At 60.2% G+C, this 26,821-nt stretch carries 28 protein-coding genes, 1 tRNA gene and 1 pseudogene; 17 read left to right on the forward strand and 13 right to left on the reverse strand.

The features are described 5' to 3' along the window. Positions 1-139: 139 nt before the first annotated feature. Together AACW30_RS20665 and AACW30_RS20670 are read left to right on the forward strand one after the other, a co-directional pair. Positions 140-700 carry a glycine cleavage system protein R gene (locus AACW30_RS20665; RefSeq protein ID WP_003172487.1) on the forward strand — a complete coding sequence of 187 codons (561 nt, stop codon included), beginning with the start codon at positions 140-142 and terminating at the stop codon, positions 698-700. 14 nt (positions 701-714) lie between these two features. Next, entirely contained in the window at positions 715-1,188 is a 474-nt protein-coding gene (locus tag AACW30_RS20670; RefSeq protein WP_145162901.1) for a peroxiredoxin, read from the forward strand. Between the two features lie 37 nt (positions 1,189-1,225). Here AACW30_RS20670 and AACW30_RS20675 read toward each other — a convergent pair whose 3' ends face one another. Further along, entirely contained in the window at positions 1,226-2,296 is a 1,071-nt protein-coding gene (locus AACW30_RS20675) for an AI-2E family transporter (protein ID WP_119738961.1), read from the reverse strand. A 31-nt stretch (positions 2,297-2,327) separates the two neighbouring features. Next, on the reverse strand, positions 2,328-2,567 hold the full coding sequence (locus tag AACW30_RS20680) for a sulfurtransferase TusA family protein (protein ID WP_200623288.1): 240 nt from the start codon (positions 2,565-2,567) through the stop codon (positions 2,328-2,330). A 95-nt stretch (positions 2,568-2,662) separates the two neighbouring features. On the opposite strand from AACW30_RS20680, the gene AACW30_RS20685 reads away from it, so the two are divergent. Then, the gene (locus AACW30_RS20685) at positions 2,663-4,096 is read left to right on the forward strand and encodes a M48 family metalloprotease (RefSeq protein WP_200623290.1); all 1,434 of its coding nucleotides are present in this window, start codon (positions 2,663-2,665) and stop codon (positions 4,094-4,096) included. A 55-nt stretch (positions 4,097-4,151) separates the two neighbouring features. On the opposite strand, the gene AACW30_RS20690 is transcribed toward AACW30_RS20685, so the two are convergent. The 4 genes from AACW30_RS20690 to rpoE form a co-directional block, all read right to left on the reverse strand. Then, positions 4,152-5,591: a DegQ family serine endoprotease gene (locus AACW30_RS20690; RefSeq protein ID WP_200623292.1), complete on the reverse strand. Its 1,440-nt coding sequence runs from the start codon at positions 5,589-5,591 to the stop codon at positions 4,152-4,154. A 234-nt stretch (positions 5,592-5,825) separates the two neighbouring features. Next, positions 5,826-6,788: a MucB/RseB C-terminal domain-containing protein gene (locus AACW30_RS20695; protein WP_200623302.1), complete on the reverse strand. Its 963-nt coding sequence runs from the start codon at positions 6,786-6,788 to the stop codon at positions 5,826-5,828. Positions 6,789-6,804: 16 nt separating this feature from the next. Continuing rightward, the gene (locus tag AACW30_RS20700; RefSeq protein WP_003172479.1) at positions 6,805-7,392 is read right to left on the reverse strand and encodes a sigma-E factor negative regulatory protein; all 588 of its coding nucleotides are present in this window, start codon (positions 7,390-7,392) and stop codon (positions 6,805-6,807) included. Between the two features lie 32 nt (positions 7,393-7,424). Further along, positions 7,425-8,006 (reverse strand): RNA polymerase sigma factor RpoE, encoded by a 582-nt coding sequence (gene rpoE / locus AACW30_RS20705; RefSeq protein ID WP_003172477.1) that lies wholly within the window; start codon positions 8,004-8,006, stop codon positions 7,425-7,427. 463 nt (positions 8,007-8,469) lie between these two features. Here rpoE and nadB point away from each other — a divergent pair, with 463 nt between their 5' ends. Then, on the forward strand, positions 8,470-10,086 hold the full coding sequence (gene nadB / locus AACW30_RS20710) for an L-aspartate oxidase (protein WP_200623304.1): 1,617 nt from the start codon (positions 8,470-8,472) through the stop codon (positions 10,084-10,086). Here nadB and AACW30_RS20715 read toward each other — a convergent pair. Further along, complete coding sequence (locus AACW30_RS20715) at positions 10,055-10,501, reverse strand: protein YgfX (protein ID WP_200623307.1); 447 nt, start codon at positions 10,499-10,501, stop codon at positions 10,055-10,057. The genes nadB and AACW30_RS20715 overlap by 32 nt on opposite strands. Continuing rightward, positions 10,485-10,739 carry an FAD assembly factor SdhE gene (locus AACW30_RS20720; protein ID WP_014717362.1) on the reverse strand — a complete coding sequence of 85 codons (255 nt, stop codon included), beginning with the start codon at positions 10,737-10,739 and terminating at the stop codon, positions 10,485-10,487. Before AACW30_RS20720 ends, AACW30_RS20715 begins: the two co-directional genes overlap by 17 nt. A 140-nt stretch (positions 10,740-10,879) precedes the next feature. On the opposite strand from AACW30_RS20720, the gene ygfZ reads away from it, so the two are divergent. Both ygfZ and AACW30_RS20730 read left to right on the forward strand, forming a co-directional pair. Beyond that, on the forward strand, positions 10,880-11,821 hold the full coding sequence (gene ygfZ / locus AACW30_RS20725) for a CAF17-like 4Fe-4S cluster assembly/insertion protein YgfZ (protein ID WP_179606782.1): 942 nt from the start codon (positions 10,880-10,882) through the stop codon (positions 11,819-11,821). A gap of 37 nt (positions 11,822-11,858) precedes the next feature. Then, positions 11,859-12,680, forward strand: coding sequence for an HDOD domain-containing protein (locus AACW30_RS20730; protein WP_106577021.1), 822 nt, complete (start codon positions 11,859-11,861; stop codon positions 12,678-12,680). On the opposite strand, the gene AACW30_RS20735 is transcribed toward AACW30_RS20730, so the two are convergent. Together AACW30_RS20735 and AACW30_RS20740 are read right to left on the reverse strand one after the other, a co-directional pair. Continuing rightward, positions 12,681-14,066, reverse strand: coding sequence for a sensor histidine kinase (locus AACW30_RS20735; RefSeq protein ID WP_200623309.1), 1,386 nt, complete (start codon positions 14,064-14,066; stop codon positions 12,681-12,683). Beyond that, complete coding sequence (locus AACW30_RS20740; RefSeq protein WP_083359659.1) at positions 14,059-14,730, reverse strand: response regulator; 672 nt, start codon at positions 14,728-14,730, stop codon at positions 14,059-14,061. The genes AACW30_RS20735 and AACW30_RS20740 overlap by 8 nt, the downstream gene beginning before the upstream one ends. 235 nt (positions 14,731-14,965) lie before the next feature. On the opposite strand from AACW30_RS20740, the gene AACW30_RS20745 reads away from it, so the two are divergent. Genes AACW30_RS20745 through AACW30_RS20765 form a run of 5 tightly spaced genes read left to right on the forward strand, consistent with a single transcriptional unit; the run spans position 14,966 to position 20,340 of the window. Continuing rightward, positions 14,966-16,258, forward strand: coding sequence for an OprD family porin (locus AACW30_RS20745; protein WP_200623312.1), 1,293 nt, complete (start codon positions 14,966-14,968; stop codon positions 16,256-16,258). Between the two features lie 33 nt (positions 16,259-16,291). After that, positions 16,292-17,275 (forward strand): Bug family tripartite tricarboxylate transporter substrate binding protein, encoded by a 984-nt coding sequence (locus tag AACW30_RS20750; protein ID WP_234452481.1) that lies wholly within the window; start codon positions 16,292-16,294, stop codon positions 17,273-17,275. 60 nt (positions 17,276-17,335) lie between these two features. Next, positions 17,336-17,794 carry a tripartite tricarboxylate transporter TctB family protein gene (locus AACW30_RS20755; protein WP_119738943.1) on the forward strand — a complete coding sequence of 153 codons (459 nt, stop codon included), beginning with the start codon at positions 17,336-17,338 and terminating at the stop codon, positions 17,792-17,794. 1 nt (position 17,795) lies between these two features. Next, positions 17,796-19,310 (forward strand): tripartite tricarboxylate transporter permease, encoded by a 1,515-nt coding sequence (locus AACW30_RS20760; RefSeq protein WP_200623313.1) that lies wholly within the window; start codon positions 17,796-17,798, stop codon positions 19,308-19,310. Further along, complete coding sequence (locus AACW30_RS20765; protein ID WP_200623316.1) at positions 19,303-20,340, forward strand: AbrB family transcriptional regulator; 1,038 nt, start codon at positions 19,303-19,305, stop codon at positions 20,338-20,340. Before AACW30_RS20760 ends, AACW30_RS20765 begins: the two co-directional genes overlap by 8 nt. 126 nt (positions 20,341-20,466) lie before the next feature. Here AACW30_RS20765 and ung read toward each other — a convergent pair whose 3' ends face one another. Then, the gene (gene ung / locus AACW30_RS20770; RefSeq protein WP_106577028.1) at positions 20,467-21,159 is read right to left on the reverse strand and encodes a uracil-DNA glycosylase; all 693 of its coding nucleotides are present in this window, start codon (positions 21,157-21,159) and stop codon (positions 20,467-20,469) included. Between the two features lie 136 nt (positions 21,160-21,295). Here ung and AACW30_RS20775 point away from each other — a divergent pair, with 136 nt between their 5' ends. After that, a complete protein-coding gene (locus tag AACW30_RS20775) occupies positions 21,296-22,408 on the forward strand; it encodes an enoyl-CoA hydratase/isomerase family protein (RefSeq protein WP_200623318.1) in 1,113 nt (370 codons plus the stop codon). 7 nt (positions 22,409-22,415) lie between these two features. Here the strand turns inward: AACW30_RS20775 and AACW30_RS20780 are convergent, their stop codons facing one another. Both AACW30_RS20780 and AACW30_RS20785 read right to left on the reverse strand, forming a co-directional pair. Further along, positions 22,416-22,844 (reverse strand): DUF3757 domain-containing protein, encoded by a 429-nt coding sequence (locus AACW30_RS20780; RefSeq protein WP_200623321.1) that lies wholly within the window; start codon positions 22,842-22,844, stop codon positions 22,416-22,418. 161 nt (positions 22,845-23,005) lie between these two features. Next, positions 23,006-23,347 (reverse strand): hypothetical protein, encoded by a 342-nt coding sequence (locus AACW30_RS20785; protein ID WP_119738936.1) that lies wholly within the window; start codon positions 23,345-23,347, stop codon positions 23,006-23,008. Between the two features lie 337 nt (positions 23,348-23,684). Here AACW30_RS20785 and AACW30_RS20790 point away from each other — a divergent pair, with 337 nt between their 5' ends. The 5 genes and pseudogenes from AACW30_RS20790 to AACW30_RS20810 all read left to right on the forward strand — a co-directional run. Further along, positions 23,685-23,897, forward strand: coding sequence for a cysteine-rich CWC family protein (locus tag AACW30_RS20790; protein ID WP_119738934.1), 213 nt, complete (start codon positions 23,685-23,687; stop codon positions 23,895-23,897). After that, entirely contained in the window at positions 23,897-24,589 is a 693-nt protein-coding gene (locus AACW30_RS20795) for a 16S rRNA pseudouridine(516) synthase (protein WP_200623323.1), read from the forward strand. Before AACW30_RS20790 ends, AACW30_RS20795 begins: the two co-directional genes overlap by 1 nt. Positions 24,590-24,894: 305 nt before the next feature. Continuing rightward, positions 24,895-25,779, forward strand: coding sequence for an alpha/beta fold hydrolase (locus tag AACW30_RS20800; RefSeq protein WP_200623325.1), 885 nt, complete (start codon positions 24,895-24,897; stop codon positions 25,777-25,779). A 290-nt stretch (positions 25,780-26,069) separates the two neighbouring features. Next, a tRNA-Gly gene (locus AACW30_RS20805) sits at positions 26,070-26,143 on the forward strand. A gap of 160 nt (positions 26,144-26,303) precedes the next feature. Continuing rightward, positions 26,304-26,821: pseudogene (locus AACW30_RS20810) on the forward strand (transposase); the annotation flags it as partial.

Consider the following 26,821-nt stretch of genomic DNA (forward strand, 5'->3'; position numbering starts at 1 on the left):
CTTGAAGCACGCTGAAATCAGACGGATCACGCAATGAAAACGCCACCTCCTATCCCTTGGCGGTGGTTTTCGCTACCCTTCATCCTTTGATCGATACAGCCCTGACCGTATCGACCGCTCATCGTTTTAGGAAGGCTGCATGTCCACCCCCACAGTTCGCGAACAATTCCTTGTTATCAGTGCCCTCGGCGCCAACCCCATGGAGCTGACCAACGTCCTGTGCCGCGCCAGCCATGAAAACCGCTGCGCCGTCGTAACCTCTCGCCTCACGCGCCATGGCGAGTGCAGCGCGCTGGTGCTGCAGATTTCCGGCACCTGGGACGCCTTGGCCCGCCTGGAAACCGGCCTGCCGGGCCTGGCCAAGAAGCATGACTTCACCGTCAACGTAGTGCGCAGCGCTGCACTGGAAAACCGCCCGCAGGCCCTGCCTTACGTGGCATACGTCAGCTCGGCTTACCGTTCGGACATCGTCAATGAGCTGTGCCAGTTCTTCATCGACCACAACGTCGAACTCGAGAACCTGACCTGCGACACCTACCAAGCGCCACAGACCGGCGGCACCATGCTCAACGCCACGTTTACCGTGACCTTGCCGGCGGGTGTGCAGATCAGTTGGTTGCGTGACCAGTTCCTGGATTTCGCCGATGCCCTGAACCTCGACGCCTTGATCGAGCCATGGCGCCCACAGAACCCAATGTAAGGAAGTCTCTATCCATGCCGGTAGTCATCGATAAACCCGTGGCCGATTTCGAAGCCCAGGCCACCAGCGGCCAGACCTTCAGCCTCGCAGCCCTCAAGGGCAAGCAAGTGGTGATCTACTTCTATCCGAAAGACAGCACGCCGGGCTGCACCACCGAAGGCCAGGGCTTTCGGGACCAGTACGCAGCGTTCAAGGCCGCCAACACCGAGGTGTTTGGCGTGTCGCGCGATAGCGTGAAGTCCCACGAAAACTTCAAGGCCAAGCAGGAATTTCCCTTCGAGCTGATCAGCGATAAGGACGAAGCGGTTTGCCAGCTGTTTGATGTGATCAAACTGAAGAAGCTTTACGGTAAGGAATACCTGGGCGTTGATCGCAGCACCTTCTTGATCGACAAGGACGGCGTGCTGCGTCAGGAATGGCGTGGCGTGAAAGTGCCAGGGCATGTGGACGCTGTCTTGGCGGCGGCGCAGGCGCTGAGCAAGGCTTGAATGGTTGGGGGCGAACACCGGGTGTTCGCCCCCATCGTTACAACAAAGGCGCCACCACCGGCTCTTGTCGCGGCCACGCATCCAGTACGGCCTTGAACAGTGTCGCCAGGGGAATCGCAAAGAACACGCCCCAAAACCCCCATAGCCCGCCAAACAACAACACCGCACAGATGATCGCCACCGGGTGCAGGTTGACGGCCTCCGAGAACAACAGCGGCACTAATACGTTTCCGTCCAGGGTCTGGATAATGCCGTACACCGCCATCAGGTAGATGAACTGATCACTCCAGCCCCACTGGAACAGCGCGATCAACATCACCGGCACCGTTACCACCACCGCGCCGACGTAGGGCACCACCACCGACACCCCCACCAGCAACGCCAGCAATGCCGCGTAGTTCAGGCCGAGCGCGACGAAAGCGATGTAGGTGACGCCCCCGCAGATGACGATCTCAATGACCTTGCCGCGGATGTAGTTGGCAATCTGCCGGTTCATTTCCTCCGCCACTCGGGTAATCAGCGCTCGCTCACGCGGCAAGTAACCGCTTACCCAGCGGCCAATCATCGCGCGGTCCTTGAGAAAGAAGAACACCAGAATCGGCACCAACACCAGGTAGATCATGATGTTGACCAGCAACGGCAGACTGGACAGGGAAAAGGTCAGCGCCCATTGCCCGAACTTTCCGATCTCGCCGCGCGCCACTTCGATGGCCTGCAGCACCTGCTCGTCAGACACCAGGTGCGGATAGCGTTCAGGCAACAGCAGCAACAGCGATTGCCACTTGGCGAGCATGCCCGGCAACTCGTTGAATAACGTAATCAGCTGATGCCACAGTAACGGCAGCACCACCACGATGAACACCACCAACAACCCCATGAACAACGCAAACACCAACCCTACCGCGACCCCGCCCGGCAAACGCATACGCTCCAGCGTGGTGACCAGGCCTTGCATCAGGTACGCCAACACCATCCCCGCCAGCACCGGTGCCAACATGCCGCCCAAGGTGAGTACGGCGGTAAAAGCCAGGAACAGCAGGACCGCCAGCACCACGGCTTCCTCATCGGAGAAGTAGCGCTGAATCCAGTCTCGTAACACTTTGAACATCAATCAACCTCGGGCGGTAGGGGCGAACGGTTCAGGCCTTGCGCAACCAATAGCGGTATACACCGCCGGCGTCTTCTTCATGCAACAGGGTGTGGCCAGCCAACTTGGCAAACGTGCGGAAATCACGCTGGGAGCCTGCGTCCGTGGCGATCACCTTGAGCACCGCACCGCTGGCCAATCGATTGAGTTCCAGCTTGGCCTTAAGCAACGGCAACGGGCAATTGAGGCCGCTGGCATCGAGTTCGGCATCAAAGGCTACAGCGTCGGTCATGGTTTTACTCCGGGCACGCGTTTGGGGTGCTTAGAATATCTGGTCCGAAGCTCAGTGTCCGGCTACAGTAAGCTCTTTGTCGAAAGGCTCTGTGCATGACTTTTTTGCGCCCTACCCTGCTGACGCTGGCCTGCCTGCTGGCCTCTCCGGGCTTCGCTGACGACCTGCCGTCACTTGGCGACGCCAGTTCTGCCATTGTCTCGCCACAACAGGAATACCAGCTGGGCCGCGCTTGGCTTGCTTACCTGCGCGGCCAGGTCTCGCAACTCAATGACCCACAACTCAAGGATTACGTCGAAACCAGCGTGTACAAGCTGGTGGAGACCAGCCAGGTCAATGACCGGCGCCTGGAGTTCATCCTGATCAACAGCCCACAGCTAAACGCCTTCGCCGCCCCCGGCGGGATCGTCGGGGTCAACGGCGGTTTGTTCCTCAACGCGCAAACCGAAGGCGAATATGCTTCGGTACTCGCCCACGAATTGGCTCACTTGTCCCAGCGCCACTTTGCCCGCGGCGTGGAAGCGCAGTCACGCATGCAGATCCCGATGATGGCCGCTTTGCTCGGCGGCATCATCGCTGCGGCAGCGGGTGCGGGTGATGCCGGTATTGCCGCGATTGCCGGCAGCCAGGCGGCAGCCATCCAGGAGCAACGCCGGTTCTCCCGTCAGAACGAACAGGAGGCCGACCGTATCGGCATTCTTAACCTGGAAAAAGCCGGTTACGACCCACGCTCCATGCCGACCATGTTCGAACGGCTGATGCGTCAATATCGCTTCGACGCCAAGCCACCGGAGTTCCTGCTGACTCACCCGGTTACCGAATCACGGATCGCCGACACTCGTAACCGCGCCGAGCAAGCCAAACCCGGCGGCAAGGAAGACAGTCTGCGCTATCAACTGATTCGCGCGCGCGTGCAGTTGCAATACGAGGACACGCCCGGTCTTGCGGCCAAACGCTTCCAGGCGCAGTTGGACGAGAACCCGAAGAACGATGTGGCGCGCTATGGCCTGGCCATCGCCCAGATCAAGGGCACTCAACTCAAGGAAGCGCGCGAAACCCTGGCACCGCTGCTGGCCAAGGCGCCCAACGACATCACGTACAACCTGGCGCAAATCGAGCTGGACATCACCAACAACCGCTTGCCGGATGCTCAGCAACGCACTGATCGGATGCTGACCCAATACCCCGGCAACTACCCACTCAACCAGGTGCGCGTGGACTTGCTGCTTAAGCAGAACCGGACCGCCGATGCGGAGAAAGCGTTGGATGCGCTGCTCAAATCTCGTCCCGACGACCCCGACGTCTGGTACCAGGTCGCCGAGACACGCGGACTGTCCGGCAACATCATTGGCTTGCATCAAGCCCGCGCCGAGTACTTTGCATTGGTGGGCGACTTCCAGCAGGCCATTCAGCAACTGGATTTTGCCAAACGCCGGGCTGGCAACAACTTCCCGCTGTCGTCTCGTATCGACGCGCGCCAGCGTGAGCTGATCGAGCAGGAACGCTTGGTAAAAGGGATGATGAGCTAAATACGTCGCCCACAAAAAAGCCCCGCTTTCGCGGGGCTTTTTATTGGCCTGGAAGTTACTCGGCCAGTTTGAAGGTAATGAAACTCGCACGCCCTTGACGCAAGACACGCATCGACACCGAACGGTTCTTCGGCAGCGCCTTGGCGATGTCGGTGAACTGCTTGGTGGAGTCGATGGCCTGATTGTTCAGGTGAGTGATCACGTCACCTGGTTGCAGGCCAATCAAAGAGGCAGGGCCGTCCTGCACTTCTTTGATCACTACGCCGCTTTTAAGGTCGAAGCTTTTCTTCTGCTCATCAGTCAGCTCAGCCACGGCAATGCCCAGGCGATTGCTGCTGCGCTCGGCACCCGGTTTGGCGTTGCCCAGAGCGTCAAGGGTGGCGCCCTCTTCCGGGATAGCACCAACGGTCAGCTCAACGTTCTGGCGTTTGCCGTCACGAATCACTTCCAGCTTGGCTTTGCTGCCGGCCTTGAGTGCACCGACCAGGTGTGGGAGGTCGGCCGACATGATGATTGGTTGGCCATTCATGCTCAGAATCACGTCACCGACTTGCAGGCCACCTTTGGCCGCCGGGCCGTCGTCCTGGATCTGGGCGACCAGGGCACCGGCCGGCTTATCGAGACCGAAAGACTCGGCCAGGTCTTTGTTCACTTCCTGGATCACTACGCCCAACCAGCCACGGCTGACCTTGCCACCGCTTTTGAGCTGGTTGGAAACGTCCATGGCCACGTCAATCGGAATGGCGAAGGACACCCCCATGAAGCCACCGGAGCGGGTATAAATCTGCGAGTTGATCCCGACCACTTCGCCCGCCAGGTTGAACAGCGGACCGCCGGAGTTACCCGGGTTGATCGGCACGTCGGTCTGGATGAATGGCACGTAGTTTTCATTTGGCAGGCTGCGGCCAATGGCACTGACAATGCCTTGGGTGACGGTATGGTCAAAGCCGAACGGTGAACCGATCGCTACTACCCACTGACCGGCTTTCAGGTCCTGGGATTTACCCAGTTTCAGTACCGGCAAATCTTTGCCGTCGATTTTCAGCAAGGCCACGTCGGAACGCGGGTCGGTGCCGATCAGCTTGGCCTTCAATTCACTGCGATCAGCCAGGCGCACAAGAATCTCGTCGGCGTCGGCAATCACGTGGTTGTTGGTGAGGATGTAGCCGTCAGGCGAGATGATGAAGCCCGAGCCCAGGGACTGCGCCTCACGCTGGCCACTGCCGCCGCCACGCGGGGAACGCTGTTGCGGCATGCCGCGCTCGAAGAACTCGCGCAGCATTGGCGGCAGGCCTTCCAGGTCGGGCATCTGCTGGTTCGAGACTTTACGATCCGGCAGTTTTTGCGTGGTACTGATGTTCACCACGGCAGGCGAGGCCTGCTCCACCAGTTGGGTGAAGTCAGGCAGTTCGGCCGCTTGCGCGGACACGGCCTGACCCAGCACCAGCACCGTGGCGACTATGGATAGGTAAGACTTCAAACGTGGTATCGACATACAGCTCCCGTTACGACGAGCAGGGTTGAGCGACAGGGTTCAAGAAACGCCGAAAAGTGCGACCGACATCTTTGTTCCGCGAACAAAACAAGGCCAGGGCCGACAAGCCCTGACCTATAAAAAACATGGGGATTTTTTGCAAGTGAAAATACTGATCCTGAAGTTTCATGCTTCCAGCCTCCAACCAAGCATAGGCTCACATTGAAAGGTCAGGATGAACATAGGATTAACGACTCACGGCTTGGCGGTGGCGGTTTTTTCACCGCGCACCGACAGCGCAATGCGCTCGGCAGTGCCGATGGGAATTTCGCCCACGACGGTCACCATCACTTCACCATCTACCGTGTTCAAGCGGCGCGATACGGCAACGGTCGGGCCCAGCTGGGTGCGGGTTTCGCTCACACTGGCGCCATCGGTCGACTCAAGAAACACTGAAAAACGCGCCAGCCCATCGTCGTACATCAAGCTATCGACGGTGGACTTGGTCTGGGTATCTTTGCGTGCAGTACTGCTGGTGAGCTGAAAACCCGGAGGCAGCCAATCCAAATGCCACGCATGGGTAACGGGGATTTCAGGCGCTTTGCTATTGGCAAGTGCGATAGGTGCGCAATCACCGCTGGGCTGCAAGTCTCGATCAGAGAGCGCGACCGACGTGTTCAGTCGAGTGAACTGGAAACGCTCCAACAATTGTCCCTGTTCATTAAGTAACAAGGATTTGAGCGGCAACGCCGTTTGACGATCAAGGTGCAATTCGAACCCATACCGATACTGATCGCGCGGCGTGATCGAGACAATCACCGCATTTCGACCGGCCACGCGAGATTTGCCGATGACGGCCAATTCGTAGAGTTGAGTGAGTTTTTGCGGATCAAGAGCGCGCGATGGCGCTTCGGGCGAATTACCCAGGCCAGCAACCAGAGCGCCACTGACGCATTGGGTTCGACCGTCTACCCGAACCAATTCCTGAGCTGATCCGTCGAGCTGCAAGAGCCGCTCACGGACGTGCCCGTCTTGAATACGGTGCCAGATATCATGGGTAGAGAAACTGCCGTTACGCTCGTAGACGAACGTACCTTCAAAGCTTTGCTGCTGTTCTGCACGCCCAAGTCGAGTCAGCCAGTCTTGGGCTTCGTCGGCATGGGCGGATAGTGCAAAACAACCACTGAGCAAAAGCGTAAGGAGCGGTATGGCGCGCATAGGGCTCCTTAACGGTTTAGCGGTTTTCCAGACTTGCTGCACGGGCGTACGGCAGAGCGCTTTCAGTGCCTTTCAAAGCCGATTCCTGTGCGTGTTGACGCAGGTAGCCTGGAAGACGCTGATCCTGCCAGCCGGATTGCCCTTGAAGTACACCGTTAGCCATAGGGCCGGTGGTATCGGAGCTTTCCTTATAGCCGGCCAGCACTGCTGGACCTTTGACTTGCGGACCGGCCATGACCGGCTGCTGAGTCTGTTGGGCCAGTTCGGCACCGGCTATTTCGTCCTGGTTGTACAGGCGAACACCGGCCAATACGGCAACAGTTACCGAAGCAGCGACTGCCAAACGACCCAGGCTACGCCATGGACCACGAGCAGCTTTTGCCGGAACGGCTTCATCAGCCAGCGCAGCAGAAACGGCCGCAGCAATATCCAGACGAGGGATTAGAAGATCCTTGTGCATCACCGCCCGAGCGACTTGGTAACGAGACCAGGTATCACGGGTTTCGGCATCATCAAATGCATTAAGCACTCGACGAAGTTCCAGTTCATCCGCTTCGTTATCCATCACTGCGGACAGCGATTCCTGCAGGGCATCACGACTCATGGCGGTTCCTCTCTTGGCTGTCGCCGCTGTCTTTAGTTTTCCTGCAACAACGGTTGCAAGGCTTTATCGATGGCTTCCCGGGCCCGGAAAATCCGTGACCTTACAGTCCCCACCGGACACTGCATGACGCTCGCAATGTCTTCGTAACTCAGACCATCGAATTCACGTAAAGTTAACGCCGTACGCAAATCTTCTGGAAGTTGCTGAATTGTGCGATGAACGGTGCCTTCGATCTCGTCGCGCAGCAATGCACGCTCCGGCGACTCGAGATCTTTGAGGCCGTGATCACCATCATAAAATTCTGCATCTTCTGAACTTACATCACTGTCCGGTGGGCGGCGGCCGCGAGACACCAGATAGTTCTTCGCCGTGTTAATGGCGATGCGGTATAGCCACGTATAAAACGCACTATCACCGCGGAAGTTTCCAAGTGCACGGTACGCCTTGATAAAGGCTTCCTGTGCAACGTCCTGCGCTTCATGGGTGTCGTGCACAAAACGCACGATCAACCCGAGAATTTTGTGCTGGTATTTCAGCACTAGCAGATCAAATGCTCGCTTGTCGCCGCGTTGAACGCGCTCGACCAGCTGCTGATCCTCTTCCTGGGTTAGCATGAACACTCCTCGTTGTACTTGGAGGAGGCTTGCATAACTAAACGATCAGGCTTGCAAACATAGACTCGGACTTTTCGCAAAAGTTCTCCCCCTCCAAGCAAGTTTCCGGCGCGCACTGATTTGGCACACACGAAAAACGCAGCACGGGCATTGCCGGCTGCGCGAATAATCTTGTCGCCGGTTTTCTGACGCGTCCAATGCTCCCGACGGGCCAATAAACTCAACGTTTTCCCAGCTTTCGGGCAACCTGCTATTGAGTCAGGGCTTATGCAAAAAGTTCCCGCCTCAATAACCAGCCGATCTTGCCCAAGCTGCGCACCGTAATCTCACATTGCCACAAATGCCCGGCTATTGTGCCGCTCCCCCCCTCTATATACTAGTGGCCCGTGTGACCCTTTGATTCGCCGATCCAGGCGTCCTGTTCGCGCCGCCCCTTTGGATCGCTTTTTGCGGAATCCTGCTAATGAGCCAACAGTTTCAACACGATGTCCTGGTGATCGGTAGTGGCGCGGCCGGCTTGAGCCTGGCGCTGACGCTCCCCAGCCACTTGCGCATTGCGGTCCTGAGCAAAGGCGATCTGGCCAACGGCTCGACATTCTGGGCCCAGGGCGGCGTCGCGGCAGTGCTGGACGACACTGACACCGTGCAATCCCACGTCGAAGACACCCTTAACGCCGGCGGCGGCCTGTGCAACGAAGACGCCGTACGCTTCACCGTCGAGCACAGCCGCGAAGCTATCCAATGGCTGATCGACCAGGGTGTGCCGTTCACCCGCGACGAGCATGCCGGCAGCGACGACGGCGGATTTGAATTCCACCTAACCCGTGAAGGCGGTCACAGCCATCGCCGCATCATCCATGCGGCCGACGCCACCGGCGCCGCCATTTTCAAAACCCTCCTCGACCAGGCCCGCCAATGCCCCAATATCGAGCTGTTGGAACAACGGGTAGCCGTCGACCTGATCACCGAAAAACGCCTGGGCCTGGCAGGCGAACGCTGCCTCGGCGCCTACGTGCTCAACCGCGCCAGCGGCGAAGTCGACACCTACGGCGCGCGCTTCACCATTCTCGCCTCGGGCGGCGCGGCCAAGGTTTATCTCTACACCAGCAACCCCGACGGTGCCTGCGGCGATGGCATTGCCATGGCGTGGCGTTCGGGCTGCCGCGTCGCGAATCTGGAATTCAACCAGTTCCACCCCACCTGCCTTTATCACCCGCAGGCCAAGAGTTTCCTGATCACCGAAGCCCTGCGCGGTGAAGGTGCGCACCTGAAACTGCCAAATGGCGAGCGCTTCATGCAACGCTTCGACCCTCGCGCTGAGCTCGCGCCACGGGATATCGTCGCGCGCGCCATCGACCACGAAATGAAGCGCCTGGGCATCGACTGCGTCTATTTGGACATCAGCCACAAGCCCGAAGCCTTCATCAAGACCCATTTCCCCACCGTCTACGAGCGCTGCCTGGCGTTCAACATCGACATCACCAAAGGCCCGATCCCGGTAGTGCCTGCCGCGCACTACACCTGCGGCGGGGTCATGGTCGACCAACACGGTCGCACCGACGTGCCTGGCCTGTATGCGATCGGCGAAACCAGCTTCACCGGCCTGCACGGCGCCAACCGCATGGCCAGCAATTCGCTGCTCGAATGCTTCGTCTATGCCCGCTCCGCCGCCGCCGACATACTCGAACAACTGCCCCGCATCCCGGTGCCCGCCGCCCTGCCCCGCTGGGACGCCAGCCAGGTCACCGATTCGGACGAAGACGTCATCATCGCCCACAACTGGGACGAGCTGCGCCGCTTCATGTGGGACTACGTGGGGATCGTGCGCACCAACAAGCGCCTTCAACGCGCTCAACACCGCGTGCGGTTGCTGCTGGACGAAATTGACGAGTTCTACAGCAACTATAAAGTCAGCCGGGACCTGATCGAATTGCGCAACTTGGCCCAAGTGGCGGAATTGATGATTCGCTCTGCCATGGAGCGCAAGGAAAGTCGCGGCCTGCACTACACCCTCGACTACCCGCAGATGCTGCCCGAGGCCCGTGACACTATTCTGGTGCCAGCCACCTACGGCGGCTGAACTTCAAGCGAACCCGCAGGCGCCGATGCACATCGGCAGCCTGCGCGTCCCTCGGCACACAGATCGAACGCACCCGCCATTCCCCCTGCACCCGGTAGCGCAGCACCACGATCAGCGGTAATGCCAGGCTGTCGGGACGCAGTTGCACAGGGTGCCAACCGCGCTCGTCACACAATAATTGCCAGCCGTCTTCATCGCGGCGCAGGCCACGAATCGACGAACGGTGGTTTAACATGATATGACGCGGTAAAACCCACACGGCGTGAGCCAGACACAGCAGAATGCCGAGGCCGTAGAACGGTAGATCCCCAAGCAGCAAGGCGCCCAACGCGAACAGTTGGGCAAGCAAGTAGGCCGCCAGCAATAGCCGTGAGGCCTGCCAGCGGCATTCGAAGCGATTACTTGGGCTGGACACGATCCAGAATCATCCGAACCATGCGCTGCAGCTCCGGATCTTCAGATTCGGCGCGCTCCATGAACCAGCCGAACATGTCCTGATCTTCGCAAGTCAGCAGCCTGACGTAGAGGTCGCGGTCCACCTGATTGAGCGTCGCGTATACCTCTTTGGTGAAAGGCACCAGCAACACATCCAACTCCAGCATGCCGCGACGGCTGTGCCAGTAGAGGCGATTGATTTCTACATCTTCGACCATGGAGCGCTCCTCAAATAGAGCGCAAGTATACAGGCCCGACGGCACCGGACCAGTCGGCTTTGGTCGCACCATACGGAAACTATCCATTTGCCGGGCGCCCCTCTATGATGCACCCATGACTTTTTGACCTGCGATGACCCATGGCTGACTCTGCTTTTTTCTGCCCCTTGTCACACGAAGGCGTTCTCGCCGTCCGCGGCGCCGACGCTGCCAAGTTCCTGCAAGGGCAACTGACCTGCAATCTCAATTACCTGAGTGACACCCAGGCGAGCCTCGGCGCTCGCTGCACGCAAAAAGGCCGCATGCAGTCGAGCTTTCGCATCCTGCTGCAAGGCGACGGCGTGCTCCTGGCCATGGCCAGCGAATTGCTCGAACCGCAACTGGCAGATTTGAAAAAATACGCGGTGTTCTCCAAATCCAAACTCACCGACGAAAGCGCCGCCTGGGTGCGTTTCGGCCTGTCGAATGCGGATCAGGCCCTCGCCTCCCTTGGCCTTGAGCTGCCTGCCGAAACCGACAGCGTCGCGCGCAGCGACACATTGATCGCCATTCGCGTCTCCCCTGGCCGCAGCGAACTCTGGGTGCCCGTCGAACACGCCGAAGCTGTACGCGCTCAGCTGGCCACACAGCTGCAACCTGCTGACTTGAATCAATGGCTGCTGGGCCAGATCCGCGCTGGCATCGGCCAAGTCATGCCCCAGACCCGCGAACTGTTTATCCCGCAGATGCTTAACCTGCAGGCCGTCGGCGGCGTCAGCTTCAAGAAAGGCTGCTACACCGGCCAGGAAATCGTCGCGCGCATGCAATACCTGGGCAAACTCAAGCGTCGCCTGTACCGCCTGAGCCTGGATGCAACCGAATTGCCCGAGCCGGGCACCCCGCTGTTCGCGCCCAGCCACAACAGTGCTATCGGTGAGGTGGTGATTGCAGCAAAAGCTGACCAATGCGTTGAACTTCTGGCCGTGCTGCAAGCCGAAGCTGCCGACAGTGGCGATGTGCACTTGGGCGCTCTGGAAGGCCCCGGCTTACACCTGCTTGACCTGCCGTACTCACTGGATCGCGATCGAGAGATCCAGCGTTAATCGCCGTACTTTTTTTGCAACACCCTAGAGAGCATGAATGAACAAGCTGGCGGAAAAAGTCCAACAGGCTTTAGTGACGGCCATCGACAACGATGACCTGGTTCTGCCGACATTACCGGAAGTGGCCCTGAACATACGACAGGCCGCCGAAGACCCGGAAATCAGCATCAGCCACTTGAGCAAAGTGATCGGTCGCGACACCGCCCTGTCGGCACGCCTGATCAAAGTGGTCAACAGCCCGCTGCTGCGCGCGACCCAGGAAGTCACCGACCTGCATACCGCAATCACCCGGCTGGGCACCAACTACAGCAGCAACCTGGCCATCGGCCTGGTGATGGAACAAATTTTCCACGCCCGCTCCGAAGTCGTCGAATTGAAAATGCGCGAAGTGTGGCGCCGCAGCCTGGAAGTGGCGGGCGTGAGCTACGCCTTGTGCCGCAGCCACAGCCAGCTGAAACCTGACCAGGCAGCGCTCGGCGGTCTGGTGCATCAGATTGGCGTGCTGCCGATCCTCACCTATGCCGAAGACCATTACGAACTGCTCTCCGACCCCGTCAGCCTCAACCATGTGATAGAGAGCATTCACCCGCTGCTGGGGGACAAACTGCTGGGCGGCTGGGATTTCCCGGAGATGCTCGCGAAGCTGCCAGGGCAATACCTGGACCTGGAACGCGACTCCGCGAGCCTGGACTACATCGACCTGGTGCAAGTCGCCGTGCTGTATTGCCACCGGGGCACTGATCATCCGCTGGCGAATGTATCGGTTGCCAGCCTGCCGGCGATTCAGAAGTTACGGGTCGACCCGTACAGCAATGCCCTGCGTGCCGAACTGGATGAAGCGCGCTCGATGTTTTACTGATCAGCCCGCGATAAAGCTCACGCGCACCTTCAACCCCGCCAACTCGCCGTCATGCAGGCTGATCTGCGCCAAGTGTGCGCGGCAGATCTCACCAACAATCGCCAGCCCCAAACCTGAGCCCATGCCCTGTTGACTGCGGCGGTAGAAACGCTCGAATACCCGGTCCCGCTCATCCAGCGGGATACCCGGGCCATCATCCTCCACCTCCAGGATCGCGGGCGCCGTGACCCGCAAAATCACATTGCCTCCAGGCGGTGTGTGGGCCAGGGCGTTATCGACCAGATTGCTCAGCAACTCGTTCAACAAGGTCGGCTCACCCCGCAGCCACACCGGCTCATCCGCCTCCAACGCCAGCGCAACGCCGCGCGCATGCGCCAGCGGCGCCATGGCCATGCCCAATTCCCGCGCCAGCTGGCTGAGGTCGAGCAATTGCGCCCCGCCTTCGGCAATCGCCCGCGCGCCGTTTTCAATGCGTGCCAGCGACAGCAGTTGATTGGCCAAATGGGTGAGGCGGTCGGTGCCTTGGGCGGCGCTTTCCAGGGTGCTGTGCCACGTCGCCGGGGCGTCGCTGCGCAGGCCGAGTTCCAAACGCGCCTTCAGTGCCGCCAGCGGGGTGCGCAATTCATGGGCGGCGTCGGCGATAAACTGCGCCTGGCGCTCGAACTGGCCGCGCAGGCGCTCGGTAAAGTGATTGAGGGAGCGCACCAGGGGACCGAACTCATGCTGCACTTCCACCAACGGCAATGGCCGCAAGTCGTCGGGCTGACGCTCCTCCACGGCAGTGCGCAAGCGCTCCAGTGGACGCAGCGCCGCGCTGACGGCAAACCACACCAGCAGCAATGCGCCAACGGCCAACATCCCAAGGCGCAGCAAGGTGTCGGCCAGCAGGCTACGGGCCATGCTTTCGCGCGCTTCATCGGTTTCTGCAACGCGTATTTCGGCCATGCCATTCATGTTCGGTTCGGAGACAGCCTTGAGCAAACTCACCACGCGTACATGCTGGCCCTGGTAGGTGGCGTTGTAAAACCGCGCCAGCGCTGGGTAGTCGTCCGTGCGCGGCGTGCCCGGCGGCGGGCCGGGGAGGTTTTCGTAACCGGAGATCAGCTTGCGATCAATGTCATTGACCTGATAGTAAATACGCCCGGCACTGTCGTAGGCAAAGGTGTCCAGCGCCACATACGGCACGTTCGCGCTCAGGGTGCCATCCACCTGGGTCAATCCGGCGGCGATGGTGCGCGCTGACGCCAGCAAGGTGCGGTCATAAGCGGTGTCGGCGGCTTCGCGCCCATTCCAGTAGGCGCTCATGCCGCTGGCGAGCATCAACACCACCAGCAACAGCGCCAGGTTCCACAGCAGGCGCCAGCGCAGGCTGCTGGGCTTATGCATCGCGGGCTTCCAGCAGGTAGCCAAGGCCGCGGAAAGTCACGATGGCAATAGGCTGGCCGTCGAGCTTCTTGCGCAGGCGGTGCACGTAGATTTCGATGGCGTCGGGGCTGGCCTCTTCATCCAGGCCGAACACCTGCGACGCCAATTGCTCCTTGCTCATCACGCGACCAGGGCGTGCGATCAGCGCTTCAAGCACCGCCTGCTCGCGGGAAGTCAACGTCAGCAGCTCGCCACCCACGGTGAAACGCCGGGTATCCAGGTCATAGACCAGCACGCCGCACGCCTGCTGACGCTCGCCCCCCAAGACGCTGCGGCGCAACAGCGCTTTGACCCGCGCTTCCAGCTCGGTCAATTCAAACGGCTTGGCAAGGTAGTCATCGGCGCCCAGGTTCAGGCCATGCACGCGGTCTTTCACATCACTGCGCGCCGTGAGCATCAATACAGGCAGATTTTTCCCACGTGCGCGCAGGCGCGCCAACACTTCAAAACCGTCCATGCGCGGCAGCCCCACGTCAAGGATCACCACCGCATATTCCTCACTGTTCAGGGCCAGGTCAGCGGCCACGCCATCGTGCAACACGTCGACAGTCAAACCCGTGCTCTTGAGCGCCTGGGCGACACTTTCAGCGAGTTGCAAATGGTCTTCAACCAGGAGGACACGCATGGATTTTCACCTCATTCGGGCATGGTCGACGCCACGCTTTGCGGGGCAGTTTACAGGCGCCGCCTGCCCTGTGAAGCCCGAAAACATTGAAAGGCAACTGAAAGGTTAGTGAAAGCTTCGCCCTTTAGCATCCAGCCACGGTGGGTTATGCCCGCCGAGCTACCTGATCCGTAGTGCCAGAAAAACGCCTCGAAGCGTTTTCGCCAAAATAAGAACAATAACGGAGTACACAACGATGCTGTCGACACAGCCACAGGCTTGCCCACCTGTTCGTTTTTCTCGCCTTTCCCAGACCGCCCTTGCCAGTGCCACCGCCCTTGCCGGCTTTTCGCCACTGAGCCAGGCCGCCTTCTTCGAAGACAGCAGCGCCACCCTCGAAACCCGCAATATGTACTTCAACCGCGACTTTCGCGACGGTACCAGTGCCCAGCAATCCAAGCGTGACGAATGGGCCCAGGGGTTCATGCTCAACCTGCAATCGGGCTACACCGATGGCACTGTCGGGTTCGGCGTGGATGCGTTGGGCATGCTTGGGGTCAAGCTCGACTCCAGCCCCGACCGCACTGGCACCGGCCTGTTGCCGACCCACGACGACGGCCGCGCCGCCAACGAATACTCCAAGCTGGGCCTGACCGGCAAAGTGAAGATCTCCGCCACCGAACTGAAAATCGGCGCGCTGATCCCCGAACTGCCGATCCTCAAACCCAACGACGGGCGCATCCTGCCGCAGACTTTCAACGGCGGCCTGCTGACCTCCAAAGAATTCAAAAACCTGGTGTTCACCGGCGGCCGCCTCGACAAAGCCAAAGACCGCGACGACACCCACTACGAAGACATCGCCCTCAACAACAAAAACAGCCGCTTCGTCAGCGGCGCCACCGGCAAGCACTTCAATTTCGGCGGTGCGGACTACAAGTTCGCCGACAAGATCACCGGCAGCTACCACTTCGCCCAGCTCGACGACGTCTACCGCCAGCACTTCCTTGGCCTGGTGGCCTCACGCCCAGTGGGCCCCGGCACTTTCGGCGCCGACCTGCGCCTGGCCATCAGCGATGACACCGGCAGCGCCCGTGGCGGCAACATCGACAACAAATCCCTCAACGGCCTGTTCAGCTATGCCCTCAATGGCCATAAGCTCAGCGCCGGCTACCAGCACATGTCCGGCGACAGCGCCTTTCCCTACGTGGATGGCAGCGATCCGTACCTGGTCAACTTCGTGCAGATCAACGACTTTGCCGGCGCACAGGAGCGCTCCTGGCAGGCGCGCTACGACTATGACTTCGCCAAGTTGGGCATTCCCGGCCTGAGTTTCATGAGCCGTTATTTGTCGGGTGACAACATCAGGCTTCGCAACGGCGAGACCGGCAAGGAGTGGGAGCGCAACAGCGAGATCCGCTACGTGGTGCAAAGCGGCACGCTCAAGGATGTCGCCCTGCGCCTGCGTAACGCCACCTACCGCTCCAACTATTCGGCACGTGATGCCGACGAAGTGCGCGTGCTGGTGAGCTACAGCATTGCGCTTTGGTAGTCGCAACTCATAACAACAAAGACGGAGATATCCATGACCCATTCACTGCGTAAATTGGCCCTCGCCGCCGGCTGCATGCTGTTCGCCGGCCAACTGCTGGCCGCCGACGAACCCAAGCGCCCGGAGTGCATCGCCCCGGCCTCGCCCGGCGGTGGCTTTGACCTGACCTGCAAACTGGCGCAAAGCGCGCTGGTCAACGAAAAGTTGCTGAGCAAGCCGATGCGCGTCACCTACATGCCAGGCGGCGTGGGCGCGGTGGCCTATAACGCGGTGGTCGCCCAACGCCCGGCGGACGCTGGCACGCTGGTAGCGTGGTCCAGCGGTTCGCTGCTGAACCTGGCCCAGGGCAAGTTCGGCCGCTTTGATGAAAGCGCCGTGCGTTGGTTGGCGGCCGTCGGCACCAGCTACGGGGCCATCGCGGTGAAAGCCGATTCGCCCTACAAGACGCTCGACGATTTGGTTAAAGCCCTGAAGAAAGATCCGGGCAGCGTCGTCATCGGTTCTGGCGGCACCGTCGGCAGCCAGGACTGGATGCAAACCGCACTGATCGCCAAGGCTGCCGGGATCAACCCGCGCGACCTGCGTTACGTGGCACTCGAAGGCGGCGGTGAAATCGCCACCGCACTGCTCGGCGGTCATATCCAGGTGGGCAGCACCGACATCTCCGACTCCATGCCGCACATCCTCAGCGGCGACATGCGCCTGCTCGCCGTGTTTGCCGAAAAGCGCCTGGACGAGCCGGAAATGAAGAACATTCCGACCGCCAAGGAGCAAGGCTACGACATCGTCTGGCCGGTGGTACGCGGCTTCTACCTCGGGCCAAAAGTCAGCGATGCCGATTACGCGTGGTGGAAAGAAGCGTTCGACAAACTGCTGGCCTCCGAAGAGTTCGCCAAGCTGCGTGACCAGCGCGAGCTGTTCCCGTTCGCCATGACCGGCCCGGAGCTGGACACCTACGTGAAGAAACAGGTGGCTGACTACAAAGTGCTGGCCAAAGAGTTCGGCCTGATCCAGTAATCGCCTCGCTTTCGCACGGCCGCGCCCTCCTCGACGGGCGGCGCGGCCCAGGAGTTTCACATGCTCTTACAACGCATTTTCGCCTCAGTGATGCTGCTGGTCTGCGCCGGCCTCGCGCTGATGGCATGGCCGTATCAGGCGGCGTTTTCCTACGAGCCGGTCGGGCCTCGCGCCTACCCGCTGCTGATGCTCGGGCTGATGAGCCTGGGCCTGATCTACATGCTGTTTCGCCCACAGCCCACCAAGCACACCGAAGAAGAACCGGCCCTGGACCGCGACACGCTGATCAAGATCGGCATCTGCGTGGCGCTGCTGATCGTGTTTGCCGGCACGTTCGAGGCTCTGGGCTTCATCCTCAGCAGCATGCTGATCGGCATTCCGATGGCGCGCCTGTATGGCGGCCGCTGGGTGCCGAGCGTGGTAATCGTCACGCTGATGGCCATTGGTCTTTACCTGCTGTTCGACAAAGCCATGGATGTACCGCTGCCCCTCGGCCTGCTTGAAGTTCTGGAGAACTGATATGGATACGTTCAGCTATTTGGGCCAGGGCTTCGGCCTTGCACTGACCCCTTACAACCTGGTGACCGCCCTGTGCGGCACCTTGATCGGCACCGTGGTCGGCCTGCTGCCGGGCCTGGGCCCGATCAACGGCGTAGCCCTGCTGATCCCCATCGCGTTCGCCCTGGGTCTGCCGCCGGAATCAGCCTTGATCCTGCTCGCTGCCGTCTACCTGGGCTGCGAATACGGCGGCCGCATCAGCTCGATCCTGCTGAACATTCCCGGCGAAGCGTCCACCGTAATGACCACCCTCGACGGCTACCCGATGGCCCGCAAAGGCCTGGCCGGTGTGGCACTGTCGTTGTCGGCGTGGAGTTCGTTCATCGGCGCGTTCATTGCCACCTGCGGCATGGTGCTGTTTGCGCCGCTGCTGGCCAAATGGGCGATTGCCTTCGGCCCGGCGGAATATTTCGTACTGATGGTGTTCGCGATTGTCTGCCTCGGCGGCATGGCCGGAGACAAACCGCTGAAGACCTTTGTGGCGGCGCTGATCGGCCTGTTCCTTTCAGCCGTCGGCATCGACGCCAACAGCGGCGTGTACCGTTTTACCGGCGACAACATCCACCTCACCGACGGCATCCAGTTTGTCGTATTGGTCCTGGGTTTGTTCTCCATCAGCGAGATCCTGTTGCTGCTGGAAAAAACCCACCGCGGCCAGGAAGCGGTAAAAGCCACCGGGCGAATGATGTTCAACCTGAAGGAAGCGTCTGCAGTCTTCGTGGTTAACATCCGTTGTGGCCTGCTGGGTTTCATCATGGGCGTCTTGCCGGGTGCCGGCGCGACGCTCGCCTCGGCCGTTGCCTACATGACCGAAAAACGCCTGGCCGGCGCCAGCGGTAAATTCGGCCAGGGCGACATGCGCGGCCTCGCCGCTCCGGAAACCGCAATCGGCGCCTCCGCCTGCGGCGCGCTGGTGCCGATGCTGACCCTCGGCGTACCCGGTTCAGGCACCACCGCTGTGATGATTGGCGCATTGTCGCTGTACAACATCACCCCTGGCCCGCTGCTGTTCCAACAGCAACCGGACATCGTCTGGGGCCTGATCGCGTCGCTGTTTATCGCCAACATCATGCTGGTGATCCTCAACATCCCGATGATCCGCATCTTCACGCGCATCCTCGCCGTGCCGAATTGGGCGCTGGTGCCGGTGATCGCCATCATCACCGCTATCGGTGTGTACGCGGTTCACGCCACCACCTTCGACTTGTTCCTGATGGTCGGCATCGGCATCTTCGGCTACATCCTGCGCAAGCTGGACTTCCCGCTGTCGCCCGTGCTGCTGGGCTTCATCCTCGGCGGCCTGATGGAACAGAACCTGCGCCGCGCGCTGTCGATTTCCAACGGCGCGCTGGACATCCTCTGGTCCAGCCCGATCACCTTTGGTGTGTGGGTGCTGACCGCGCTGATGCTGGCTTTCCCGCTGGTGCGCATCTATCGCAAACGTGCCCTGCAGCGTCGTGCCCTGGCCGATGTCTGAGGTCACCTTTAAGCAATGGTGGGCAACACCGCTGGTCGGCCTGGCCGGCGGTTACCTGGCCAGCCTCGTCGGCTGGCCTTTGCCTTATATGGTCGGCTCGTTGCTGGCAATTATCCTGGTGCGCTGCCTCACGCCATGGCAACTGGCGGAGATTCCCGGCGGGCGCAAATGCGGCCAATGGGTGGTGGGCATCGGCATCGGGTTGCACTTCACCCCGGTGGTGATCGAGCAAGTCATGAGCCACTTCGGCCTGATCTTCTTCGGCGCGCTGATCACCAGCCTGTCGAGCAGTGTCGGCGTGTGGTTGATGCGCCGCAGCGGTGAAGACCGCGCCACCGCGTTCTTCTCCAGCATGCCGGGCGGTTCCGGTGAGATGGTCAACCTCGGCGCACGCAATGGCGCGGTGCTCAGCCGTGTCGCGGCGGGCCAGAGTCTGCGTGTGCTGGTGGTGGTGTTGTGTGTGCCGGCGATCTTCAAGTACGTGCTGGAAGGCGGCGCGCCGCAGTTTCATCCGGCGCCGGTGAACTGGGCGTGGCTGGCGCTGCTGTTTCCGCTTGGGGCGCTGGTGGCCTGGGGCTGGCAGCGTTTGCGTCAGCCCAACCCGTGGCTGTTCGGCCCGCTGTTGGTCAGTGCGACCGCCAGTGTTGTGTGGGATTTGCACATCGGCCTGCCCGATGGCGGCAGCCAGATCGGCCAATGGCTGATCGGCAGCGGTTTGGGCTGCCACTTCAACCGTCAGTTCTTTCGCCGTGCACCGTCGTTCATGGCGCGTACGCTGCTAGGTACGGCGTTGACCATGGCGCTGGCGACGTTGGCGGCGGTGGGCTTGAGTGCATTGACACATCTGGACTTACGCTCACTCACGCTGGGCATGATGCCGGGCGGTATTGCTGAAATGAGCCTGACGGCCGAAACCCTGCAACTGTCGGTGCCGTTGGTGACGGCGATGCAGGTGATGCGCTTGTTGTTTGTGCTGTTTCTGGCGGAGCCGTTGTTCCGGCACTGGAACCGTCAGCCGGAAAAAATCTAAGCCTTCACAAAATTCCAATGTGGGAGCTGGCTTGCCTGCGATAGCGGTGGTTCAGTCAATAAATATATCGGCTGACAGATCGTCATCGCAGGCAAGCCAGCTCCTACATTGGGTTGCGGTTAACCTTTAGAGCGGCGGCAACCGCCACTCAATCGGCGTCTCGCCATTCTGCTCAAGAAATTTATTGGTACGGCTGAAATGCCCGCAGCCCAGGAACCCGCGATACGCCGACAACGGTGACGGGTGCACCGACGTCAGTACCAGGTGCTTGGTCGCGTCCACCAGCTTCTGCTTGCTTTGCGCATGGGCGCCCCACAGCAGGAACACCAGGTGCGGCTGATGTTCACTGACCACCTCGATAATCCGATCCGTGAAGAACTGCCAGCCCTTGCCCGCATGGGCGTTGGCATTGGCGCGCTCAACGGTCATGGTGGTGTTGAGCATCAGCACGCCCTGATCCGCCCAGCTTTGCAGGCAACCGTGGTTGGGAATATCGATGTTCAAGTCGCGCTTGAGTTCTTTGTAAATATTGACCAGCGAGGGCGGCGTCGGCACGCCCGGCTGCACCGAGAAGCACAACCCGTGGGCCTGACCGGGCCCGTGGTACGGGTCCTGGCCCAGAATCACCACTTTGACCTTGTCCAAAGGCGTTGAGTTGAGCGCATTGAAAATCAGCGGGCCTGGCGGGTAAATCTCTTTGCCAGCGGCGTGCTCCTGGCGCAGGAACTCGCGCAGTTGGGCCATGTAGGGCTGCTCGAACTCATCCCGCAGGGCGTGTTTCCAGCTGGGTTCGAGTTTGATACGGTCGCCTTCGGTCATGGTGTGTTCGTCGCGTAGAAAAAGAATGGGCGAACCCTAGGAAAGCAGGCCCCGCTTGTCAATTGATCTGACACACCACCGGCACTTTCCGTTGAACCGATCATACTGATCCTTCACTTTCTCGATTGAGGTCACGATGAACCTGCACTTCGAAGAGCTGACCGGCAGCGACGGTGCCCGCCTTGGCATCGCCAGCCTGGACGCTGAAAAATCGCTCAACGCGCTTTCCTTGCCGATGATCCTGGCCCTGACCGAACGTCTGGATGCGTGGGCCAAAGACCCGAATATTGTCTGCGTACTGCTGCGCGGCAACGGGCCAAAGGCCTTTTGCGCGGGCGGTGAAGTACGCAGCCTGGCCCAGGCCTGCCGTGAACGGCCCGGCGTTGTGCCAGCACTGGCCGCCGATTTTTTTGCGGCCGAATACCGCCTCGACTATCGCCTGCACACCTACCCGAAACCGCTGATCTGCTGGGGCCACGGCTATGTGCTGGGCGGAGGCATGGGCCTGCTGCAGAGCGCAGCAATACGCATCGTCACCCCCAGCAGCCGTTTGGCGATGCCCGAAATCAGCATCGGCCTGTACCCGGATGTGGGCGCAAGCTGGTTCCTGTCACGCTTGCCCGGCAAGCTGGGATTATTCCTGGGCCTCACCGGCGCGCATATGAACGGCCGCGACGCAGTGGACCTGGGCCTGGCCGACCGTTTCCTGCGCGATGACCAGCAAGACGAACTGATCGAAGGCCTGCTGCAACTGAACTGGCAGGAACAGACCGCGATGCAGCTCAACAGCCTGCTCAAGGCACTGGCCCAGGAAGCCGTCAGCCAGCAACCGGAGGCGCAATGGCTGCCCCGTCGCGCACAGATTGATGAATGGTTGGATGTGGGCGATGTGCGCTGTGCCTGGCGCGCCTTGAACCTGTTGCGCGACCACGCCGACCCGATGTTCAGCCGTGCCGGCAAGACGCTGGCCGAAGGTTGCCCGCTGACGGCGCATCTGGTGTGGGAACAGGTCGAGCGCGCCCGGCACTTGTCATTGGCTGAGGTCTTCCAGATGGAATACACCATGAGCCTCAATTGCTGCCGTCACCCGGAATTTGCCGAAGGCGTACGCGCACGCTTGATCGACAAGGACCAGCAACCCCACTGGCATTGGCCCGATATCAACACGGTGCCGGAGGCTGTGGTGCAGGCGCACTTCACCAAGGTGTGGGAAGGCAGGCACCCTCTGGCAGACTTGTCCGACTACTGACAGGCAATCAATTCAGGCGCCCGACCGTAAATGCACAATTGTCCGGCTGGCTGTCCTGGCAAATGTAGACGTCTTGCTTGAGTGGATCGGTGGCGAGTTCCCAGTGCAGGGACTTGGTCAGCGACATCGTGCTGAGGGTCCCCGGCATGTCATACCGCAATGCCAGGCTCCGCCCGCTGCCCATCAGATAAACGCAGCGGTCCAGGTAGCCGTTCTCGCGATCCTGGCCCTTGCCGGGGGTGAAGAGCGCACCGATAAAGCGATCCGCGAAGTCATTGGCGTCGACCTTCGGGCTTCGCCAATGAGAGTGTTTATCCGACGCTTGAAAATAGCCGCTCACGTACTTGACCGATGATGGGTAGGGACAGCCCTGTTCCGCATTCGCTTGCGCGACGCCACCCACCCACAATAAGAACAAGCACACACGTTTGATCAAAGAGCATTCCATAGACCCACTGCCTCCTCAGAGACGCACAACGGCGTCCCCAGCAGTGGAATGCAGATCAAACGCTTGCGATAGCTGTTAGAAATGACAGTGCCGACGAACGGTCTGCATAAAAAAGCGGCACCTGGGGCGCCGCTTGAGGTCATGACCTGTCAACGATGGCCGCCACCGCCACCGCCGCCGCGTCCACCGCCATGGCCCGACCCGCCATTGCCCCAACGATTGTTCCAGCCCTGGCCTGGATAAGGCCGGTAAGCGGGCCGTGGGTAATAACGCGGGGCCGGTTGGTAATAGCGCGGCGCCGAATAGTAACGTGGTGGCGGCGCATAGTAGCTGCGCCCATATTGATAGTAAGCGGGGCCGCCGTAGTAATAGGCCGGTGCCGGCGCGGTGTAGACCTCGGAGCGATAGTAAGTAGCACCGCCATCGTAATAGGGCACACACGCAGAAAGGGTCAACCCGAGTAACGCAGTGAGCAGCAGTCGTCGATACATGGCGGCCTCCTGGACCGCTTGAGAGCACCTCCAGCGACGCTGGAGAGCGGCATTCGTCTTTCATTGAATGACGAAATATCTGACATCGAAATCCGAATCTGGTGCGTTTCAGACACAGGTTGTAACACCTGTTTCAGACGAGCTGAACACCTCATCGCCCGGGCGTGGAAAGGTGCAACTCGCTGGCGGCCAGTGGAAAACCCGCCTCATCGGTGGGCCTCACTGCCTCGCCGATACCATCAGCCACTTCAGCGGCCGGCGCGGTAACCTGCGCAGCTTGCAATAGCGGGACGGCGCTGTATCGTGCTGAAAACTGCGCGATACAGCACGAACCCACATGACCACGCCAACCCTCTGCCCCGCCTGCGGTGCCCGTAACGACTGCGCACTGGCTGACCCGCGCACCGCCGACCAGGCCTGCTGGTGCTACAGCGTCACCCTCGATCCGGCGGTGCTTCAAGCCTTGCCCGATGAACTGCGCAACACCGCCTGCCTGTGCCCGCGCTGTGCCCAAGTGGATGCGCAATTGCGTGAGGCGGCGATAGAGTAATGCGCGTTGATCGTTTCCTCAGCAACCTGCCGCGTTTCAATCGTCAGCAAGTGCGCGTGCTGCTGGTAGAGCGACGGGTGACCGTCGATGGCGTGGCGGTCAGCGATCCGCACCATGAGGTGCGTGAGTTCAGCCGCGTGTGTGTCGACAATGACGTGCTGCAAGCCGGCAAACCGGCGCGCTACTTCATGCTGCACAAACCTCAAGGCTGTGTGAGCGCTACCTCAGACCCGCAGCACAGGACGGTCCTCGACTTGCTCAATGAACCGGACAAAGGCGAGCTGCATATCGCCGGTCGTCTGGATTTCAATACCACCGGGCTGATGCTGATCACCAACGACGGCCAATGGTCACGGCGCCTGACGCAACCGCAGACCAAGCTGCCCAAGGTTTATCGCGTGGAAACCGAACAGGCCATCACGCCGGCGTACGCGATCACCTTCGCAACCGGCGTGTATTTCGCGTTTGAAGACCTCACCACGCAGCCCGCCGAGCTGGCCCTGCTGGGGCCGACGACTGCGCGGCTGAGCATCATTGAAGGCCGCTATCACCAGGTCAAGCGCATGTTCGGGCACTTTGATAACAAGGTCATCGGCTTGCACCGTGAGCGGATGGGGCCATTGGCGCTGGATGACTCGCTGGCGCCGGGCGAATATCGGGCACTGACTGAAAACGAAATCCTCGCGGTCTGATGACCGTTCGGCCGGTGCTGGCAATAAACCAGCTGGTCGCCTTGCGACCTGGCGTCTGTGCTGCTTGAATCAAACCGTCAGCCAAATCATGACTGGCGAGTCGCCTTATAACCTCCAAGAAACACCTTGCCCCGCCCGCGCGTGATCTACGGGCCTCTCAGGCAAACAGCCCGCCCTGACAACAGCCGTCGGCCAGCCGTCATCGGACGGACATGGGCGCTCCTCTTCCAGGCGTATGCCTACCTGTCATAAAGCTCGTGCAGAGTGATCTGCGCGCCCTACCCGCTTGCCAGGAGTCTTACGACATGAGGCCAGAAATCGCTGTGTTGGATATACAGGGTCAGTATCGGGTTTACACGGAGTTCTATCGCGCGGATGCTGCTGAAAAGACCATCATCCTGGTCAACGGCTCGATGGCCACCACGGCGTCCTTCGCCCAAACCGTGAAAAGCCTGTACCCGCAGTTCAACGTGGTTTTGTACGACCAGCCCTACGCTGGCCGCTCTAAAATCCACAACCGCCACGAGCAGATGCTGACGAAAGAAGTCGAAGGCCAGATTCTGCTGGAACTCATCGACCACTTCGCCGCCGAACACGTGCTGTCATTTTCCTGGGGCGGCGCTGCCACCCTGGTCGCCCTCGCTGCGCGACCGCGCCACGTGGAAAAGGCCGTGATCAGTTCGTTTTCCCCGGTGATCAATGCACCGATGCGCGATTACCTGGAACGCGGTGTGGACTACCTCGGCAACCTTGACCGCGACCGCGTCGGCCACCTGGTCAACAACACTATCGGCAAACACCTGCCGTCGCTGTTCAAGCGCTTCAACTACAAACACGTCAGCAGCCTGGCCGAGCACGAATACGGGCAGATGCACTTTCACATCACCCACGTGCTCAACAGCGACCGCCTGTGCTACCTCAAGGCAGCGCGGCAAATCGACATCCCAGTGCTGTTTTTGAATGGCGAATGGGACGAGTACACCAGCGCCGAAGACGCCAAGCTGTTTGGCCAGCATGTGGCCAAGAGCAGCTTCAGCACTATTCAGGCGACCGGGCATTTTCTGGATATGGAGCACAAGGCGGCGTGTCGGGACAGCCGGGACGCGGTGGTGGGCTTTTTGAAACCGCAGCGACAGGCCAGTCGCTTGCGCTACCACCAGGGCCAGACGCAGCATGCCTTTGCGATTTGAAATGACAGAGCTGAAACGCCCGCTTGGGCGGGAGCCGGGCTTGCCCGCGATGCAGGTACCTGTGTGTCAGTCACACAGGCGATGTATCGCAGGCAAGCCAGCTTCCAACTGAGCTTGAGCGACGCAACCCACACATTTTTCGAAGAAAAACTTCAAATCCCGATGAACATCTGGTACAAAGTCAGCCGCTCTGAGCGGGTATAGTTTAATGGTAGAACAGTAGCTTCCCAAGCTTCCGACGAGGGTTCTTATAGGACATGTCGTTTTGTGAGCAAAGGAACGTGCAAAACGCGGGTATAGTTTAGTGGTAAAACGAAAGCTTCCCAAGCTTTAGTTGAGGGTTCGATTCCCTCTACCCGCTCCATAAAATTGCTCCTCCCCCCAGTAAACACGGGCTCTCCGCCCCCAGCCTCTCCGATCAGCGCTCTCGCTCATCTAGACCCGCCTTCCAATCGAGCAGTTTGAATCGCCCCGGGTTTCGTAGACACCTCCATGCCTTAAAATGAGGCCAATCAGGAGGTGCCATGAGCAACCCGCGTTATCCCGAAGAATTCAAAATCCAAGCAGTCAATCAAGTGACCGAAAAGAAGCTGCCTGTCGCTGAGGTAGCGGCCCGTCTCGGCGTGTCGACGCATAGCCTCTATGCCTGGATAAAGCGCTACAGCAAACCTCAAGAAGAACGGCAGCAGGATGATGATCAGCACGCTGAGCTACGTCGTCTGCGAGCGGAACTCAAGCGGGTGACTGAAGAGCGAGACATATTAAAAAAGGCCGCCGCGTACTTTGCCAAGGAGTGCGGCTGAAGTACGCCTTTATCAAGCAGCGCGCGGGCGACTATTCGATTCGACGGCTTTGCCTGACGCTGTAAGTCCATCCCAGCGGTTATTACGCCTGGCTGTCTAAGCCGCAATCTGTACGCGCCAAAGACGACCAGCGACTGCTGGGTTTGATCAAGCATTCCTGGCTGGAGAGCGGCGGCGTTTATGGCTATCGCAAAATCCACGACGATCTGCGCGAGGTCGGTGAGGATTGTGGTCGTCAT

Origin of the sequence: Pseudomonas sp. MF6747, from assembly GCF_963890955.1 — a bacterium.
GTDB lineage: Bacteria > Pseudomonadota > Gammaproteobacteria > Pseudomonadales > Pseudomonadaceae > Aquipseudomonas.